This window comes from Flavihumibacter stibioxidans (assembly GCF_014332695.1).
Taxonomy (GTDB): Bacteria; Bacteroidota; Bacteroidia; order Chitinophagales; family Chitinophagaceae; genus Flavihumibacter; species Flavihumibacter stibioxidans.
In genome coordinates this window covers 238,313-253,546 of record NZ_MBUA01000027.1, presented here as the reverse complement: position 1 = coordinate 253,546, position 15,234 = coordinate 238,313, and the positions used below count along the sequence as shown (strand labels likewise).

Below are 15,234 nucleotides of genomic sequence, written 5' to 3'. Positions count from 1 at the left end.
CTGGCAACCGGTGCATTTGTTTCCTCCTTTTTTATATCCCTGAAAAAGAACTAAAGTAAATGCACATGCGAAAAGGAATATTCGTGATTTCGTTTGGATTACTCTCCTTTGCCGGTTATTCGCAGGTACCTGAAGACGCCCTCAGAATGTCCTGGAATACGCCCTCAGGAACAGCAAGAAACCAGGCAATTGGTGGTGTGATGGGGTCACTGGGTGGTGATATTACCGCTAATTTTATCAATCCGGCCGGACTTGGACTTTACAAAACCAGTGAGTTGGTGCTGACTCCCGGTTACAATTTCATAAACAATAATGCCAGTTTCCGTGACACCAAAAACAGCCGGAACAGCAACAATCTTTTCCTGGGCACCAGTGGTTTTGTATTTGGCATGCCAACCAACCCCAGAAATAACAGCAGTGCGGCTTTCAGCATAGCTATCAACCGTTCTGCAGATTTCAACAATAAGGTTAACTACCGCGGACAGAATAATTTCAGTTCCTTATCGGAGTCCTATGCGGCGGAGATAGCCAGTTCCGGACTAACACTTGATGAAGCACTGAACAGTAACAGCATATCCTTCCCGGCAAGGATGGGATTATACACTTACCTGGTAGACACTTTAACTACTTCGGGCTTTGGTACGGAAGTGGTTGGAACCCCTTTAAGGTATGCCTACGAGAAGGATACCGCTTTCCTGCTTAACCAGGATAATTATATTGAAACCAGTGGTGGCATTACCGAGCTCGCCATAAGTTTCGCAGGCAGCAACAAGGATAAATTATTCTGGGGTCTGAGCCTGGGGGTTCCCATTGTAAATTATGAGCGCAGCAGTGTATTAACGGAGTCTGACGCCAGCGACAATGCCCGTAATTACTTCGACTACGCAACCCTCCGGGAAAAATATACCAGTAAGGGATTTGGCCTGAACCTGAAGATGGGAATGATTTTCCGCCCGGTGGAATCTGTGCGGTTGGGCGCAGCGATCCACACCCCCACCATCTATGGCCTGAAAGATACTTATGACGCCACCATGGAAACTGCGCTGGAAAATTACAACCTTCCCACATCAGTAAATGTCAAGACCCTGAATGAGGGCTACCTGCCGGAATACAGGTATGATTTGACATCACCCTGGAAATTTATGGTGAGCGGGTCCTATGTGTTCCGTGAAGTGGCCGATACCCGGCAGCAGAGAGGTTTTATTTCAGCTGATCTTGAATATGTCACCTATTCCACCAACCGTTTCAGAAGCGCCGAAGAGAATACCATTGAAGATGATGAATATTTCAAATCTGTGAACTCAGTAGTGAAGCAGATTTACAAGGGGGCCATCAATGCCCGTATCGGGGGTGAGTTGAAATTCAACACCCTGATGGTCCGCGGAGGCTTTTCCTATTATGGCAATCCTTATGACGACGACGCGCTCAATGGTAAACGCATGTATGTAAGCGGAGGGGTGGGTTACCGTAACAAGGGATATTTCATTGACCTTGCCTATGTACATCGGATGACCAATGACATAAGTTTTCCCTACCGTTTGCCCGACAAGGCAAATACTTTCGCAGATGTAAAAGGAAGCGGCGGGAATGTGGTGGCAACAATAGGACTTAAGTTCTAAATAGTTCTTTCCACCAGTGTCCCGAATCCTTGATTGTTCTGAGCTGGGTTTTAAAATCTACGTGAACAAGACCAAAGCGGGCTTCGTACCCTTCGGCCCACTCGAAATTATCCATCAGGGTCCAGGCAAAATAACCGGATATTTTTATCCCTTCTTTTTTTGCCTGTAATAAGGCTGCAAGGTGAGATTGAAAGTAGGCTATCCGTTCCGGATCATTTACCCTGCCCTGCGAGAGCGTGTCTTTAAAGGCTGCCCCATTTTCGGTGATCATCAGTTCACGGATGGCACCATATTTCCAGAACCTTTTAATGATATTATAAAAGCTTGCAGGATTGATTTCCCATCCCATGGCGGTATGCGGAACTTTCCGGACAGCAGGTTTCACTTCCGTTGCCTGCAGAATGGGAATAAACGGGCTGTGTTTTACCACCACCGGAAAATAATTCTGCAGCCCGATAAAATCCATATCAAACTGCATGCGGTCAACATATTTCCAGGACTGGTTCTGGCGCCACATTTTATCCATCAGCCCCATATCATCTTCCGGAAACCCCTTACCCAGTAAAGGTTCTATGAACAATCGGTTCATCAGCAGATCAAGGCGACGGGCAGCCTGCAGGTCTTCAGGCCGGTCTGTATAGGGAATGATTTCGGAACAGGAAAAGGTAGTCCCGATTTTCGCATCCGGAATGTACTGCCGCAGAACACGTCCGCCATCTGCCTGTGCCAGCGCCGCGTGATGCACTGATTTCAGGAAACCTTCCAGGCTTTTTTTTCCCGGCGCGTGTTTTCCCAGCATATAACCAAGCGATGTAAATCCAACCGGCTCATTCAGCACCAGCCAGTGTTTAACTCGATCCCCGAAGGCCTTTGCGCAGATCTTCGCAAAGTGTTTGAACCAACGGTTGATCAGGGGGCTTTCCCAGCCTCCCTCCTGTTGCAGGACCTGCGGAAGGTCCCAATGGTAAAGTGTGACAAAAGGAATCAATCCAACCCGCAGGCATTCATCGATCACTTCATTGTAAAACCGGATGCCGGCTTCGTTCACTTTCCCCGAACCGTCAGGAAGCACCCGCGACCAGGAAATGGAAAAGCGGAAACTATTGAATCCAAGTGCTTTTGCCAGCAGGATATCGTCCTTGTAGCGGTGGTAAAAATCGCAGGCCACAGAAGGTTTGGCACCCTTTTTTATCGCACCCTTTCTTCTTGCGAATACGTCCCATATAGAAAGGCTGCGGCCGTCTTCCTGCACGGCCCCTTCATTCTGGGCAGCAGCGATGGCCACTCCCCAATGAAAATCTTCACCGAAAGCGGAAGCCTTCAATATTGCCGGCTCAATGGATGGCTGACCTGGTTGTATGGAACTGAACATTCCCTCAAAGTTCGGCTGCCTGCCGCTGCCCCATATTATCTTTTTGTGAACACGCGTCTGACGTGCGTCTGACGTACGTCAGACGCACGTCAGACGCGTAACAAGCCATTTTTTGATGGCGGCGGTGTCAGCGGGGTGATACCAGGTGATGGAAGGGTCGCGGCGAAACCAGGTCAGTTGCCTTTTGGCATAGTGTCGGGTATTGATCTTGATTTTGTCGACGGCCTCCCCCAGGCTGCATTTCCCCTCCAGGAAATCGAGCAACTCAGAATAACCCACAGTTTGCAGCGCATTGGGACGGGTGCCATTCCGGATAGTGTATGACATGTGTTGAAAGATGTCAGACACTTCCTGCAAAAGACCGGATTCCATCATCAGGTCAACACGGCGATTGATGCGATCATATAATTCGGCACGCGGCAGGTCGAGACCAATTTTATGGACAGCAAAAGGACGTGGCTGTTTTTGCCCGGATTGATATGTTCGTATACTCCTTCCCGTCGACAACACCACTTCCAGCGCACGCATCAGGCGCTGCGGGTTCTGCACTTCGCCGGAGGCATAAAATATGGGATCATGGGCCAGCACCTGCTCCTGTAGCCAGGTTAGTCCATGTGTTTCGTAACCGGCGATAATTTCTGCCCTTATGCCGGGCTTAACAGCAGGAATCTCATCCATACCCTCACAGAAGGCTTTTACATACAGTCCTGTTCCGCCCACCATAACTGCATTGTCATGCTGGCGGAATATTGCCTTCACTGTTTGCAGGGCATAGGCCTCAAACACTGCTGCATTTACTTCATCAAGAATGGAATGGGAGGCAATAAAATGATGACGCACTGCGGCAAGTTCCTCTTCGGATGGGCGCGCCACACCTATATTCAGTTCACGAAAACATTGCCGGGAATCGGCAGAAATGATTTCGGTACCCAACCAGCGGGCCAGCTCAATTGCAAGGGCTGTTTTTCCAACAGCTGTAGGACCCACTACAATGATTACTGATTTTGAGGTTGGAGGCTTTAGGTTTGATGCTGATATATCGTATTCCTCCGTCATTTTTTAGTTTTTCACCCACTACTCCCGGCACAGTTCGTAACCCTAAAATTCCTCTTCCCCGGTGGTTTCCTCCGCACCAAACTCTTCACCCTCATCAGTATCGGAGTCAGATTCGCCCTCTGTACCAAAGCCTTCAGCACCGGACTGCAGGTCATATTTCTCTTCCATCTCGGCGAGTTTATCACCCACCAGTCCCTTGGTGCCATATTGGGAGGGAGCTATCCCTTCCACCCTGACAGTTGCGGGGTAATCCAGCTTAGGGTTTTCTTCTTTGGACACATTGATCAGTTCCACGAGAAATGTCCAGTTCCGTACAAAATCATACTGGTAGATGAATTTCTGGTTGGGATCAAATATCTCGGTTCCAATGGCCGTATCGGCCATAAGAAGCGGAGCCACCTTATAGTCCCTGTTGTATTTTTCGAGGCTGATCTCGCGTCCGCGCTGCCAGTTATCGTTACTGCGATAAAAAGTAGCGGCGTGCTTATTGTCAAATTCGTATGCTTTCAGGATGGCCTGGTGCAGGTCCTGGAAACTCTGCTTATGCCTGATGGCGATATCCCTGTAGACACTGTCATCTTCTTCAAAATAGATCCTGAACTTCAGTATGGCCATAAAAATATCTGCTGTTTATAGAGCGTAAAATACTTTTTTTATTGAAAACCACACAGCCTAGCGTACCGGTTGCAGGTTGAATTCTGCAGCCTTTTTTACCATCAGGCTGTAAGCCGCATCATAGCTGTTTTCAATCTCGCCATCCAGGATTGCCTCCCTGATGGCATTTTTGATTTCACCTACAATTTTACCCGGCGGCAATCCAAACACTTCCATGATCATTTCACCGGTAATGGGAGGCTGCCAGTTGCGGATACGGTCCTTTTCCTCTACTTCCTGCAACCGTTCGCGCACCAAATTGAAATTGGACAGGTAGCGCCTGACCTTGAATTTATTCTTCGAGGTTATGTCAGCGGAACACAGCATCATCAGGTCATCCATTTCGTCACCGGCATCAAACAGCAGGCGACGAATGGCACTGTCTGTGATATTCTCCTTTGTAAGGCTGATAGGCCTGAGGTGTAATTCCACCAGCTTGCGCACGTAGCGCATTTTTTCATTCTGTGGCAGTTTCAGCTTAGTGAAAATTTTCGGAACCATACGTCCGCCAACCACTTCATGACCATGGAAGGTCCACCCATGGCCGGGTTCGAATTTTTTTGTGGCGGGTTTTCCGATATCATGGAGTAGTGCAGCCCAACGCAACCACAGGTCATTGGTGTGCTGTGAAATATTGTCAACTACCTGCAGCGTATGATAAAAGTTATCCTTGTGTCCCTTCCCATCAATGTATTCGGCGCCTGCGAGGTCAACCATTTGCGGGAAAATGATATGCATCAGCCCGGCACGATAAAGCAGGTCAAGTCCAACCGAAGGTTTCGGACTCAATAATATTTTATTCAATTCTTCGGTTATCCGCTCCTGTGAAATTATCTTGATCCTATCCACATGCAGGCAAATGCCCTCCCAGGTTACGCCTTCAATCTCAAATCCCAGTTGGGAGGCAAACCGGATAGCCCGGAGCATTCGAAGGGGGTCATCGGAAAATGTTTGTCCGGGTTCCAGCGGCGTGCGGATTATGCCCGCCTTCATATCTTCCATCCCATTGAATGGATCCACGAGCTTTCCATAGTCATCCCTGTTCAGGCTGATGGCCATGGCATTAATGGTGAAATCGCGGCGCAACTGGTCTTCTTCAAGGGTACCCGGTTCCACTTCCGGGTTTCTGCTATGATACCGGTAACTTTCTTTGCGCGCTCCAACAAATTCGACCTCAAACTCCTCCACTTTAATGGAAGCAGTACCGAAATTTTTATAGTACGCCACATTGGGTCTGGGCTGAAAGCGTTCGGCAACCTTATGGGCAAGTTCTATTCCATCCCCCACACATACTATATCTGCATCTTTGGTCGGGCGCCCCAGGATTTTATCGCGCACGAATCCCCCGATCACATAACAGGGCATCTGAAGCTCGCCTGCAGCATGTGCAATCTTCTTAAGCAAAAACAATTCTTTTTCCGTGCAATTAATATCCATGGGGCGGCAAAGATAGTGAATGGTGAATGGTGAATGGTGGATGGTGGAGCAAAGGTAAAATTTCACGACATTTAGGGTATATATCAAATTTCCTGTGTATGGCCAGTTCCACAGCAGTCAGTCCGGAGGACTATATCAGTGAATTACCGGCGGAGAAGCAGGAGGCTGTCAGAAGGCTTCGGATGACAATCCTTGACAACCTGCCCAAAGGCTTTTCAGAAACAATGGGATACGGTATGATCGGCTATGTAGTACCGCACAGCCTCTATCCCAAAGGCTACCGATGCGACCCCAAACTTCCCCTTCCCTTTATTAACCTGGCTGCCCAGAAAAACCATATTGCGGTTTACCATATGGGGCTTTACGCCGACCCGGTGCTGCTCGACTGGTTTATGAAAGCGTATGAAAAAACCGGTATGGGAAAACCGGAAATTGGCAAAAGTTGTATCCGGTTCAAAAAGCCCGAAAAAATCCCCTATACGCTGATCGGCGAACTGGCTACAAAAATGCAGGTAACCGACTGGATCGCCCTTTATGAAAAACTCAGATAATCCGGTAGTTTTTATAATCAAAGAACCGCTTGCCGGTTAATTTTTCCAGGAAATTTTTGAAACGGTCTTTCAGTTTCGGTTTATTTTTCGAAATATCAAACTCGAAATTCCAGTTTTTACGGGCAACGATCTCCTGCATTACTTTCGGATGGCTTCCCTCGAATTTTTTCAGCACATCAATCTGGCCGTAATTGAATTCGCCTTCATCGAATTTAATTTTTTCCGGCACCTGGCCTTCTTCGCTCCAGTATTGCCTTACTCCCAGGGCCTTATTCTGCATGGCTTTGGGCTCCCGCACCCACCCATAGTGATAGATATATGCATCAATGGGTTTCACCTGTAATTTTTCATTCTGTCCCTTGCGAAATCCCTGCGCGTCCTTATAAGAATAGAAAGCAGGATTATTTTTGATCACCCTGATCTCATTACGGTACCAGCGGGATGACACGCCCACATAATCAAAGCTTCCCCAGAAATGCATGTATTTGAAAAGAAGCCCGTCTACCCTGTCATCGGACTGGTATTTAATCATCGCCTCTTTCACGTTATCAAGGTATTTTTCATGCAGCACTTCATCTCCCTGGATATAAACTGCCCAGTCGCTGTCTTTGGCAATTTCCCGGAAAGCCTTGTTGGTTTCATCGGCCAGCACCCTGCCACCTGTTTTAAGGTCATTATTCCAAACCGTGTCAATGATACGGATCTTTGGTTCATTCATTTGCCCGATTAATTCACGGGTACCATCGGTACAATCGCCCACGGCTACCACAAATTCATCGCAAAGTGGTAATACGGAACGAATTGCAGGAATGATGGGGTACCCGTAGAGAACGGCATTTTTAATAAATGTAAATCCACTGACTTTCATAGCGCCAAATATCGGGAATTCCCGCATAAGCCTGTCAGGATGCACCGGATAGCTGTAATTCCCGGAGGCGGTGATATTTCAGGAATGCATAATAGGCGCTGAAAAAAGCGGCAGCGAAACCCAGCCGGCCATCCAGCAGGCCCAAACGAAACAGGTATATCTGGAGGAATCTGAAAAATGGGTAAAAATATAACTTGAACCAGCCTGCCTTCTTGCCATTCTGCAAATATTTTCTGGCCATCAGTTCTCCGTAGCGGTTCATTTTCACAGCATATTCTGAAAGGTCCTTCATCAGGCTGTGAATAATAAAACCATCCAGGGTCTTCACTTTACCGCCTTCGGCCACCAGTATTTTTTCATGGATCTCGGCATTGTCCCACTGCGCGTATTTCCTGTTGAACACCTTGAGTTTGCACTCCCTCCCCCATTCGCCATAAGCCATTCTTTTATTCCCGATATAATTTTTAAATCGGATCTTAAATGCAGCCCTGGGGTCTTCAGGCGAAAGGTTCAGTAAACTTTGTTTCAGCGTTTCATCGATGGATTCATCAGCATCCAGGAAAAGTACCCATTCGTATTTTGCGTGGGCCAGTGCCTTGTTCTTGGTTCGTCCGAAACCTTCCCAGGCAAGGGTTTCCACCCTGGCACCCAGGGACCTGGCTATAGCAATGGTATCATCCTTGCTGCCTGTATCTGCAATGAAAATATCATCCGTCAGGCCGGAAAGGCTGCTGATGGTCTGGCCGATAATGTCAGCTTCATCTTTGGCGACGATCACTACAGAAATCTCTTGCATGCGGGGGCTTGAACTTGGAAAGGGCAAAATGACTTTTTTTTATGAATTGCAAAAAATCTTTTTTTGCATAAACAATTGGAAATGAAAATATCAGGTTTCAGCTACGTAAGGAATGGATTTGATTACGGGGTTCCCTTCCTGGAAGCATTCCAATCCATTTTACCCGCCTGTGATGAATTCATCGTGGCTGTCGGCGACTCCACCGACGGCACCCGTGAGGCCATTGAAGCTTTACAATCAGATAAGATCAGAATCATCGACACCGTATGGGATGACAACCTGAGGGTGGGTGGCAAAATTTTCGCGCAGCAATGCAATATTGCGCTGGACGCCATTTCAGGAGACTGGGCCTTCCATATTCAGGCCGACGAAGTGATTCATGAGAATGACATCATGAAAATCCGTAAAACGGTGGAAGAAAATGATGGCGACAAGCGCGTAGAGGGTTTCATCCTGCCATTCCTACATTTTTGGGGAGGGTACAATTATATCAGAACCTCCAGAAGGGTTCATAAACACGAAGTTCGTTTGTTCAGGAACGGCATCAGGGTACAGTCCTACGGAGACTCTATGGGATTCAGGAAATACCATAACCTGGAAGCATTCCATGCCGGAACAGAGAAAGGCGAAAAGCTGAGGGTTAAAAAGATAGACTGCCCGATTTATCACTACACTGAAGTTCGGGGTCCCAATATGAAAACAAAAAAAGCGGAGGCCATCGGAAAGTTTTATGATGAGGGTAACCCAGAGGCCAAACCGAAGATCAACTGGGAAAAATATGGTTATGACCGCCTGGAAATCTTCAAGGGCACCCATCCCAAATTAATGGAACCCAAGGTAAAGGGGCAGCACTGGGAATTCACTTTCGACCCTGCCAAAGCGGTATGGAGAAAAAAAGACCGGATCATGCAACCCATTGAAGACATCCTGGGTTTCAAAATCGGCGAATACAAAAACTACAAACTCATCAGGTAAACAGAAATCCCTGCGACAGGGCCTTGCAGTATTGTCCGGCCCGAAATCCATTCCATTCCGTTACGGGTAGCAAAACCAATGGATGCCGGAATCTCTTCACCAGGTGTAAACTGAATTCATCACGGGCAAGTGTGACCGCTATTCCCTGGTTTTCATCGAGCCAGCTGTTGTCCACGTCCAGCACACCCGTAACGAGGTGTGCGGTTGGCAATACATCAGATTCCAGTTCGTCCATGATGTTCAGGGGTGGCGCACTGAGGTACACAAAGAGGTCGCGCGCATCAGCCAGCATCAGCACCGGGCGGTTTACCCGTTCAAAAAAAGGCGCCGGAGTCCTTGCGTCGGCCGCCAGCAGCCAGCCGGCTTCGGTATGAATAAGAACCGGGCGGCCCTCTTTTAATTCCTGCAGGCAGCCAATGATATCTGAATTAAAATCAGGCATTTGCAAATATATAGGTGCTATTACCCAAGTCGGGATTAGAATTCTATTATCTTTGGCAAAATTTTTTAGCTATATGAACCTTCATGAATATCAGGCCAAAGAATTACTGAAAAAATACAATGTTCCCGTACAGGAAGGAATCGCCTGTAGTACCCCCACTGAAGCAGAAGAAGCTTACCGCCAGATCCACACCCAATATGGCAGCAAGTTTGCCGTAGTAAAAGCCCAGATCCACGCCGGCGGACGCGGAAAGGGAAAGATCCGCGGAACAGAGCAGCGCGGTGTGGCGGTGGGTAAGAATGCCGAAGCCGTTAAAGAAATCGCCCAGAACATTCTTGGCGGAACACTGGTTACCATCCAGACAGGTGAAGCCGGTAAAGTTGTAAGCAAAGTGCTGGTTGCACAGGACGTGTATTACGAAGGACCTAATCCCGTAAAAGAATTTTATTTGTCCATATTGCTGGATCGTGCGAAGGGACAAAACGTGATCATGTACAGCACTGAAGGTGGAATGGATATTGAAGAAGTGGCACACAATACGCCCGACAGGATCTTCAAGGAGTGGGTTCACCCCGGTGGTCCGCTGCAGGGTTTCCAGGCGCGTAAAATTGCCTTCAACCTGGGACTGAGCGGAGAAGCTTTCAAGAACTGCGTGAAGTTTGTGACCAATCTCTACAACGCATATGTAGGCCTGGATTGCGGCATGCTCGAAATCAACCCACTGTTCAAGACTTCTGATGAAAAGATCATTGCGGTGGATTGCAAAATGAATATCGACGACAACGCGCTTACCCGTCATGCGGAACTGGCAGCCATGCGCGATATATCTGAAGAAGATCCTACAGAAGTAGAAGCCGGAAAATACAACCTCAACTTTGTAAAACTCGATGGCAACGTAGGTTGTATGGTAAATGGTGCCGGTCTGGCCATGGCTACCATGGATATGATCAAACTCAGTGGTGGTGAGCCTGCCAACTTCCTGGACGTAGGCGGTACTGCAAATGCACAGACCGTTGAGGCCGGTTTCCGGATCATCCTGAAAGACCCCAAAGTAAAAGCTATCCTTATTAATATCTTCGGTGGTATCGTTCGTTGTGACCGGGTTGCCCAGGGTGTAATCGACGCTTACCAGAGCATGGGCAATATTGATGTGCCCATCATCGTGCGTTTACAGGGAACCAATGCCGAAGAAGCCAAGAAACTGATTGACGAAAGCGGACTGAAAGTTCAAAGTGCCATCCTGCTCAGCGAAGCTGCTGAACTGGTGAACAAGGCGGTAACTGCTGCGTAATACACTATGGTGTCTGACACTTTGGAAGTGTCAGACGTCTTCGAATGGTGTCTGACACTTCCAAAGTGTCAGACACCTTATATTTCAGATGTCTTACATAACTTAGGAGGATGAAAAATATATTCATCCTCCTTTTTTTATGCGGCAGCTTCAATGTATCACAGGCACAATGGAAACTGGTATGGTCTGATGAGTTCAATACACCCGGGCAACCGGACCCGGCCAAATGGGGCTATGATATTGGCGGTCATGGCTGGGGTAACCAGGAAAAACAGTTTTACACCAAAGCCGACACCAATAATGCCGTGGTACGGGGCGGATCCCTGATCATTACCGCACGTAAAACCGGGGAGGGAAAATACACTTCGGCGCGACTTATCACCAGGAACAAAGGCGACTGGAAATATGGCCGTATAGAAGTGAGGGCGAAACTGCCCAAGGGCCGTGGGATATGGCCAGCCATCTGGATGTTACCCACAGACTGGGCCTATGGCGACTGGCCGGCCAGCGGAGAAATCGACATCATGGAATTCGTAGGGTATATGCCCGACTCCGTATTTACCAGCGTGCACACAGAGACGTATAACCACTCCATCGGCACCCAGAAAACCAGGGGAATCCATCTCCCCAACACTTCGCAGCAATTTCATATTTACGCCATAGAATGGCTGGAAAAAAGCATCGTCTTCAAAATCGATGACCGAACCGTTTACAGCTTCAGCCGGGAAAAAGACGATCCTGCCGTGTGGCCCTTTGACCAGCGCTTCCATCTGTTGCTGAATATTGCAGTAGGCGGAAACTGGGGCGGACAGAAAGGGGTTGATGACAGCATCTTCCCTCAAACCATGGAAATCGATTATGTAAGAGTGTCGCAGCATTAGGATACTCAAAAATCTTTTCAAGGGACGCCGGTTCACCGGGCGAAAGCTGGTAAACTGAACAAAATGGCCGAAATATTCAGAGATTTAACTCCCTCCTGATATACCGGTAATATTCAACGTCGAAACAAACAAAAACAACTTTATCTATTGAGTCGTTTCCGGTAAGAAAATCTACCACAGTTTTAACCGCAATTGCCGCCGCTTCTTCCTTTGGATATCCGTAAACACCGGTACTGATTCCTGGAAAAGCAATACTTCGGCAATGGTTCCCAACAGCCAGTTTCAGGGAATTCCGGTAACAGTTCGCGAGTTTTTCCGGTTCGCCATGGGTTCCGCCGTTCCATACAGGCCCTACTGTATGAATGACATATCTGGCGGGGAGATTACCACCCGTGGTGATGACCGCCTCGCCGGTTTTACATCCGCCCTGCCGGGCGACAATCCTGCGGCAATCCTCCAATATGGCAGGACCACCTGCCCGATGAATGGCTCCATCTACCCCTCCGCCACCTAAAAGAGACGAATTGGCCGCATTCACAATACAGTCGGTTACCACCCTGGTGATGTCCCCTTGTTGAACTTCTATCCTGGCAATGATTCCTTTCATAAAAATCAATTGGTACCAAAAGCAGGCAGCCCCACCATAACTCAGGCCTGTTTCTTCGGCGGAAGGGCGAAGGCTTTGGCCTCGTGTTCAAAATTCCCCTTATGGGAACCGTCACAGAAAGGCTTGTTCTGTGACAACCCACATCGACAAAGACTCACGATCTCACGCCCGCCGAGGTCATATACATTTCCTTCCTTGTCGCGAATTTCAAAATCACCTTCAATTCTTACAGATCCGTTGCTATTCACAGTAATGATCGCAGCTGCCATTGTTTTCAATTTTTAGCCACGAAAATAAGGGTTTAAATTGCAGCATGGTACATGCTGAACAGATCATCTCTCAAACCAAAAAATGGATCACCGATGTGGTGATCGGTTGCAATTTCTGTCCATTTGCCGCAAGGGAAATGAAGCGCAACACAGTCCGGTTCACCGTTTCAGAAAGCCAATCCATAGAAGAATGCCTGACTGCTTTTCTGGAAGCCTGCCGGCAGCTGGACGATGACGAAAGTATCGAAACCACCCTTGTAATCTTTCCGAACCTGACCGGCGACTTTGAGGAATACCTCGACCTGGTAGAAATGGCGGAAGAGCTGATAGCATCCGAGGATTATGAAGGAGTTTACCAGGTGGCGAGTTTCCATCCTGAATACCAGTTTGCTGGCGTTGCTTCAGATGACCCGGCCAATTTCACCAACCGTTCCCCCTACCCAATGTTACACCTGCTGCGGGAGGAAAGCCTGGAAAAGGCCCTGGAGTTTTACCAGGGTGATCCGGAAGAAATTCCGGAAAACAATATCCGCTTTGCCAGGGAGAAGGGACTTTTATACATGAAAATGCTGCGTGACAACTGCTTTTAGACCGCTTATCTAAATTCACATACTGTTGGTTTGTCCTCCGGAAAAAGGCCGCTAGCTTTGCCAGCTCATCCAGTTCTGCTGCCCTGAAAATGTGCGCCTGAAAATATTTTTCCGGTGACGATAGGGGTAAATGACCAGTTCCCTGTCGTACCTGAAAAGCAGCATTGGCAGTAGCACTGATTATAGACAGCAGATACCAAACCAACAGCATGGCCATTACAACAGCCGGGCACCTTATCCTGCGGACGGATCACGGACTGATGCGTTTCGAAGAGGTTTTTAAAAGCCATTTTAAAAGCCTGCATGCCTATGCCTTTACCATCGTAAAGGATGACATGCTGGCCGAGGAAATGGTTCAAAATGTCTTTTGCAAACTATGGGAGAAAAAGGATCAGTTGCAGATCAACTCCTCTGCAACGGCCTACCTATACCGTTCCGTTTACCATGAATGCCTCAATTACCTGAAACATCAGAAAGTACAATCGGCTTACCATGCCTTTATGGCCGCACGCCCGGCAGATGAACCGGCGCCGGCTGCCGCTAAACTGCAGATGGGTGAACTGGAATGGCACCTCAACAAGGCGCTGAATGAACTGCCGGAACAATGCCGCACCATATTCCAGATGAGCCGCTTTGAAGAGCTTAAATACCAGGAAATTGCCGACAGGCTGGGACTTTCCATCAAAACCATTGAGAACCAGATGGGCAAAGCATTGCGCTTATTGAGGGAAAAGCTCTCGGAATTCCTGCCTTTAATACTGTTAATCCTCCTAAATATATAATACCGTGCAGTATCCGAACAATCATATGATCGATGAGCTGCTGGTGAAATTTCTCCTGGGCGAATGTACCCCGAAGGAAGCAATGGCGGCAATGGACTGGATTGAAGAATCTGACGCAAACAGAAGCTATTATGATCATTTTTCACTGATCTGGACAAAAAGCAGGGAGATTGCCGCCAGCAGTAAAGTGGATGAAAATGCAGCCTGGGAAAGATTTTTAAGAAAAGTGAATCCGGCAGATGGCGGGAATGCAGCAGTGAAAAAAGAATGGACGAGAGCAGAGGATGGCGAAAGGAGTAAGATTGTGAGGATATCCGAAAGGAATTTCCTGTTCAGGGCTGCGGCTGTACTTGCCGTGATCATTACCGGCCTGATGGGATATTTCGCTTTTGAGCGGCTGTTAAAGCCGGAGGACATCCAAGTGGCCACCACCAACAATACCGGCAAAACAGAATTACCCGATGGTTCAAACATCATACTGAATAAACATTCGGCACTCTCCTACCCTTCCCGGTTCAGGGGCAACAGCCGCCAGGTGAAACTGAAAGGAGAAGGTTTCTTTTCCATCAAGCCCAATAAGGACAAACCTTTTATTGTGACCGTGAATGACTTTACCGTTACCGTCCTGGGCACTTCTTTTAATATCCGCGAAACCCCTGACAGCACGGTCATTGTGGTAGAAACCGGTATTGTAAGGGTAAATGGGAAGGGCAGCCAGCTTGCACTGCGGGCTGGTGAAAAAACAACTATACATCACCGTGAGGGCGTGCTGAAAAAGGAAAAACAACCTGACCAACTGTACAATTATTACCGGACCAAAACATTTACCTGTGACAATACCCCGCTCTGGAAACTGGTGGAAGTACTGAACCAGGCTTATGGAGCCAATATTATTATCGGAAATCCTTCGATCCGGAACCTGCCGCTGACCACTACATTCAACGAAGAACCACTCAACAAAATTTTAAACATCATTACCCAAACCCTGGATATAAGCCTTCAGCAACAAGGCGATAAGTTCATCCTTCAATAGTGTATTATCAT

17 protein-coding genes are annotated in these 15,234 nt (G+C 47.9%); 8 read left to right on the top strand and 9 right to left on the bottom strand.

All coding sequences use genetic code 11. The annotated features are described in order from the left end of the window. The first annotated feature begins 65 nt into the window (after positions 1-65). Entirely contained in the window at positions 66-1,619 is a 1,554-nt protein-coding gene (locus BC349_RS14950) for an OmpP1/FadL family transporter (protein WP_187257576.1), read from the top strand. On the opposite strand, the gene BC349_RS14945 is transcribed toward BC349_RS14950, so the two are convergent. The 4 genes from BC349_RS14945 to BC349_RS14930 form a co-directional block, all read right to left on the bottom strand. Further along, the gene (locus BC349_RS14945; protein WP_222840195.1) at positions 1,609-2,991 is read right to left on the bottom strand and encodes a GH1 family beta-glucosidase; all 1,383 of its coding nucleotides are present in this window, start codon (positions 2,989-2,991) and stop codon (positions 1,609-1,611) included. The genes BC349_RS14950 and BC349_RS14945 overlap by 11 nt on opposite strands. Before the next feature lie 78 nt (positions 2,992-3,069). Further along, positions 3,070-4,047, bottom strand: a complete 978-nt coding sequence (gene miaA / locus BC349_RS14940) for a tRNA (adenosine(37)-N6)-dimethylallyltransferase MiaA (protein WP_187257575.1) — start codon at positions 4,045-4,047, stop codon at positions 3,070-3,072. 42 nt (positions 4,048-4,089) lie between these two features. After that, positions 4,090-4,662 (bottom strand): IS1096 element passenger TnpR family protein, encoded by a 573-nt coding sequence (locus BC349_RS14935; protein WP_187257574.1) that lies wholly within the window; start codon positions 4,660-4,662, stop codon positions 4,090-4,092. Between the two features lie 57 nt (positions 4,663-4,719). Next, positions 4,720-6,204 carry a CCA tRNA nucleotidyltransferase gene (locus BC349_RS14930; RefSeq protein ID WP_343063737.1) on the bottom strand — a complete coding sequence of 495 codons (1,485 nt, stop codon included), beginning with the start codon at positions 6,202-6,204 and terminating at the stop codon, positions 4,720-4,722. A gap of 32 nt (positions 6,205-6,236) precedes the next feature. Here BC349_RS14930 and BC349_RS14925 point away from each other — a divergent pair, with 32 nt between their 5' ends. Then, the gene (locus BC349_RS14925) at positions 6,237-6,689 is read left to right on the top strand and encodes a DUF1801 domain-containing protein (RefSeq protein ID WP_187257573.1); all 453 of its coding nucleotides are present in this window, start codon (positions 6,237-6,239) and stop codon (positions 6,687-6,689) included. Here the strand turns inward: BC349_RS14925 and BC349_RS14920 are convergent. Next, complete coding sequence (locus BC349_RS14920) at positions 6,682-7,557, bottom strand: glycosyltransferase family 2 protein (protein WP_187257572.1); 876 nt, start codon at positions 7,555-7,557, stop codon at positions 6,682-6,684. The genes BC349_RS14925 and BC349_RS14920 overlap by 8 nt on opposite strands. A 34-nt stretch (positions 7,558-7,591) precedes the next feature. Then, a complete protein-coding gene (locus BC349_RS14915; RefSeq protein WP_187257571.1) occupies positions 7,592-8,353 on the bottom strand; it encodes a glycosyltransferase family 2 protein in 762 nt (253 codons plus the stop codon). Between the two features lie 81 nt (positions 8,354-8,434). On the opposite strand from BC349_RS14915, the gene BC349_RS14910 reads away from it, so the two are divergent. Next, positions 8,435-9,328 carry a glycosyltransferase family protein gene (locus BC349_RS14910; protein ID WP_187257570.1) on the top strand — a complete coding sequence of 298 codons (894 nt, stop codon included), beginning with the start codon at positions 8,435-8,437 and terminating at the stop codon, positions 9,326-9,328. On the opposite strand, the gene BC349_RS14905 is transcribed toward BC349_RS14910, so the two are convergent. Beyond that, positions 9,321-9,770 (bottom strand): L-threonylcarbamoyladenylate synthase, encoded by a 450-nt coding sequence (locus tag BC349_RS14905; protein WP_187257569.1) that lies wholly within the window; start codon positions 9,768-9,770, stop codon positions 9,321-9,323. The two genes, BC349_RS14910 and BC349_RS14905, sit on opposite strands and share 8 nt — an antisense overlap. Positions 9,771-9,843: 73 nt before the next feature. On the opposite strand from BC349_RS14905, the gene sucC reads away from it, so the two are divergent. Together sucC and BC349_RS14895 are read left to right on the top strand one after the other, a co-directional pair. Beyond that, the gene (gene sucC / locus BC349_RS14900) at positions 9,844-11,061 is read left to right on the top strand and encodes an ADP-forming succinate--CoA ligase subunit beta (protein ID WP_187257568.1); all 1,218 of its coding nucleotides are present in this window, start codon (positions 9,844-9,846) and stop codon (positions 11,059-11,061) included. 110 nt (positions 11,062-11,171) lie between these two features. After that, a complete protein-coding gene (locus BC349_RS14895) occupies positions 11,172-11,942 on the top strand; it encodes a glycoside hydrolase family 16 protein (RefSeq protein WP_187257567.1) in 771 nt (256 codons plus the stop codon). 76 nt (positions 11,943-12,018) lie between these two features. Here BC349_RS14895 and BC349_RS14890 read toward each other — a convergent pair whose 3' ends face one another. Together BC349_RS14890 and BC349_RS14885 are read right to left on the bottom strand one after the other, a co-directional pair. Continuing rightward, complete coding sequence (locus BC349_RS14890) at positions 12,019-12,549, bottom strand: O-acetyl-ADP-ribose deacetylase (protein ID WP_187257566.1); 531 nt, start codon at positions 12,547-12,549, stop codon at positions 12,019-12,021. A 41-nt stretch (positions 12,550-12,590) separates the two neighbouring features. Beyond that, positions 12,591-12,818, bottom strand: a complete 228-nt coding sequence (locus BC349_RS14885) for a CDGSH iron-sulfur domain-containing protein (protein WP_187257565.1) — start codon at positions 12,816-12,818, stop codon at positions 12,591-12,593. Between the two features lie 44 nt (positions 12,819-12,862). Between BC349_RS14885 and BC349_RS14880 the strand changes: the two genes are divergently transcribed. From BC349_RS14880 to BC349_RS20180, 3 genes are all read left to right on the top strand, one after another. Further along, on the top strand, positions 12,863-13,408 hold the full coding sequence (locus tag BC349_RS14880) for a DUF1415 domain-containing protein (RefSeq protein WP_187257564.1): 546 nt from the start codon (positions 12,863-12,865) through the stop codon (positions 13,406-13,408). Between the two features lie 209 nt (positions 13,409-13,617). Next, the gene (locus tag BC349_RS14875) at positions 13,618-14,190 is read left to right on the top strand and encodes an RNA polymerase sigma-70 factor (protein WP_187257563.1); all 573 of its coding nucleotides are present in this window, start codon (positions 13,618-13,620) and stop codon (positions 14,188-14,190) included. A gap of 4 nt (positions 14,191-14,194) precedes the next feature. Continuing rightward, positions 14,195-15,223, top strand: a complete 1,029-nt coding sequence (locus BC349_RS20180) for a FecR domain-containing protein (protein ID WP_187257562.1) — start codon at positions 14,195-14,197, stop codon at positions 15,221-15,223. Positions 15,224-15,234: the final 11 nt, after the last annotated feature.

Excerpts from the sequence above, each read along its gene's own strand:
- BC349_RS14950 (WP_187257576.1), top strand. The coding sequence starts at position 66 with ATGCGAAAAGGAATATTCGTGATTTCGTTTGGATTACTCTCCTTTGCC.
- BC349_RS14945 (WP_222840195.1), bottom strand. The coding sequence starts at position 2,991 with ATGTTCAGTTCCATACAACCAGGTCAGCCATCCATTGAGCCGGCAATA.
- miaA (WP_187257575.1), bottom strand. The coding sequence starts at position 4,047 with ATGACGGAGGAATACGATATATCAGCATCAAACCTAAAGCCTCCAACC.
- BC349_RS14935 (WP_187257574.1), bottom strand. The coding sequence starts at position 4,662 with ATGGCCATACTGAAGTTCAGGATCTATTTTGAAGAAGATGACAGTGTC.
- BC349_RS14925 (WP_187257573.1), top strand. The coding sequence starts at position 6,237 with ATGGCCAGTTCCACAGCAGTCAGTCCGGAGGACTATATCAGTGAATTA.
- BC349_RS14920 (WP_187257572.1), bottom strand. The coding sequence starts at position 7,557 with ATGAAAGTCAGTGGATTTACATTTATTAAAAATGCCGTTCTCTACGGG.
- BC349_RS14915 (WP_187257571.1), bottom strand. The coding sequence starts at position 8,353 with ATGCAAGAGATTTCTGTAGTGATCGTCGCCAAAGATGAAGCTGACATT.
- BC349_RS14910 (WP_187257570.1), top strand. The coding sequence starts at position 8,435 with ATGAAAATATCAGGTTTCAGCTACGTAAGGAATGGATTTGATTACGGG.
- BC349_RS14905 (WP_187257569.1), bottom strand. The coding sequence starts at position 9,770 with ATGCCTGATTTTAATTCAGATATCATTGGCTGCCTGCAGGAATTAAAA.
- sucC (WP_187257568.1), top strand. The coding sequence starts at position 9,844 with ATGAACCTTCATGAATATCAGGCCAAAGAATTACTGAAAAAATACAAT.
- BC349_RS14895 (WP_187257567.1), top strand. The coding sequence starts at position 11,172 with ATGAAAAATATATTCATCCTCCTTTTTTTATGCGGCAGCTTCAATGTA.
- BC349_RS14890 (WP_187257566.1), bottom strand. The coding sequence starts at position 12,549 with ATGAAAGGAATCATTGCCAGGATAGAAGTTCAACAAGGGGACATCACC.
- BC349_RS14885 (WP_187257565.1), bottom strand. The coding sequence starts at position 12,818 with ATGGCAGCTGCGATCATTACTGTGAATAGCAACGGATCTGTAAGAATT.
- BC349_RS14880 (WP_187257564.1), top strand. The coding sequence starts at position 12,863 with ATGGTACATGCTGAACAGATCATCTCTCAAACCAAAAAATGGATCACC.
- BC349_RS14875 (WP_187257563.1), top strand. The coding sequence starts at position 13,618 with ATGGCCATTACAACAGCCGGGCACCTTATCCTGCGGACGGATCACGGA.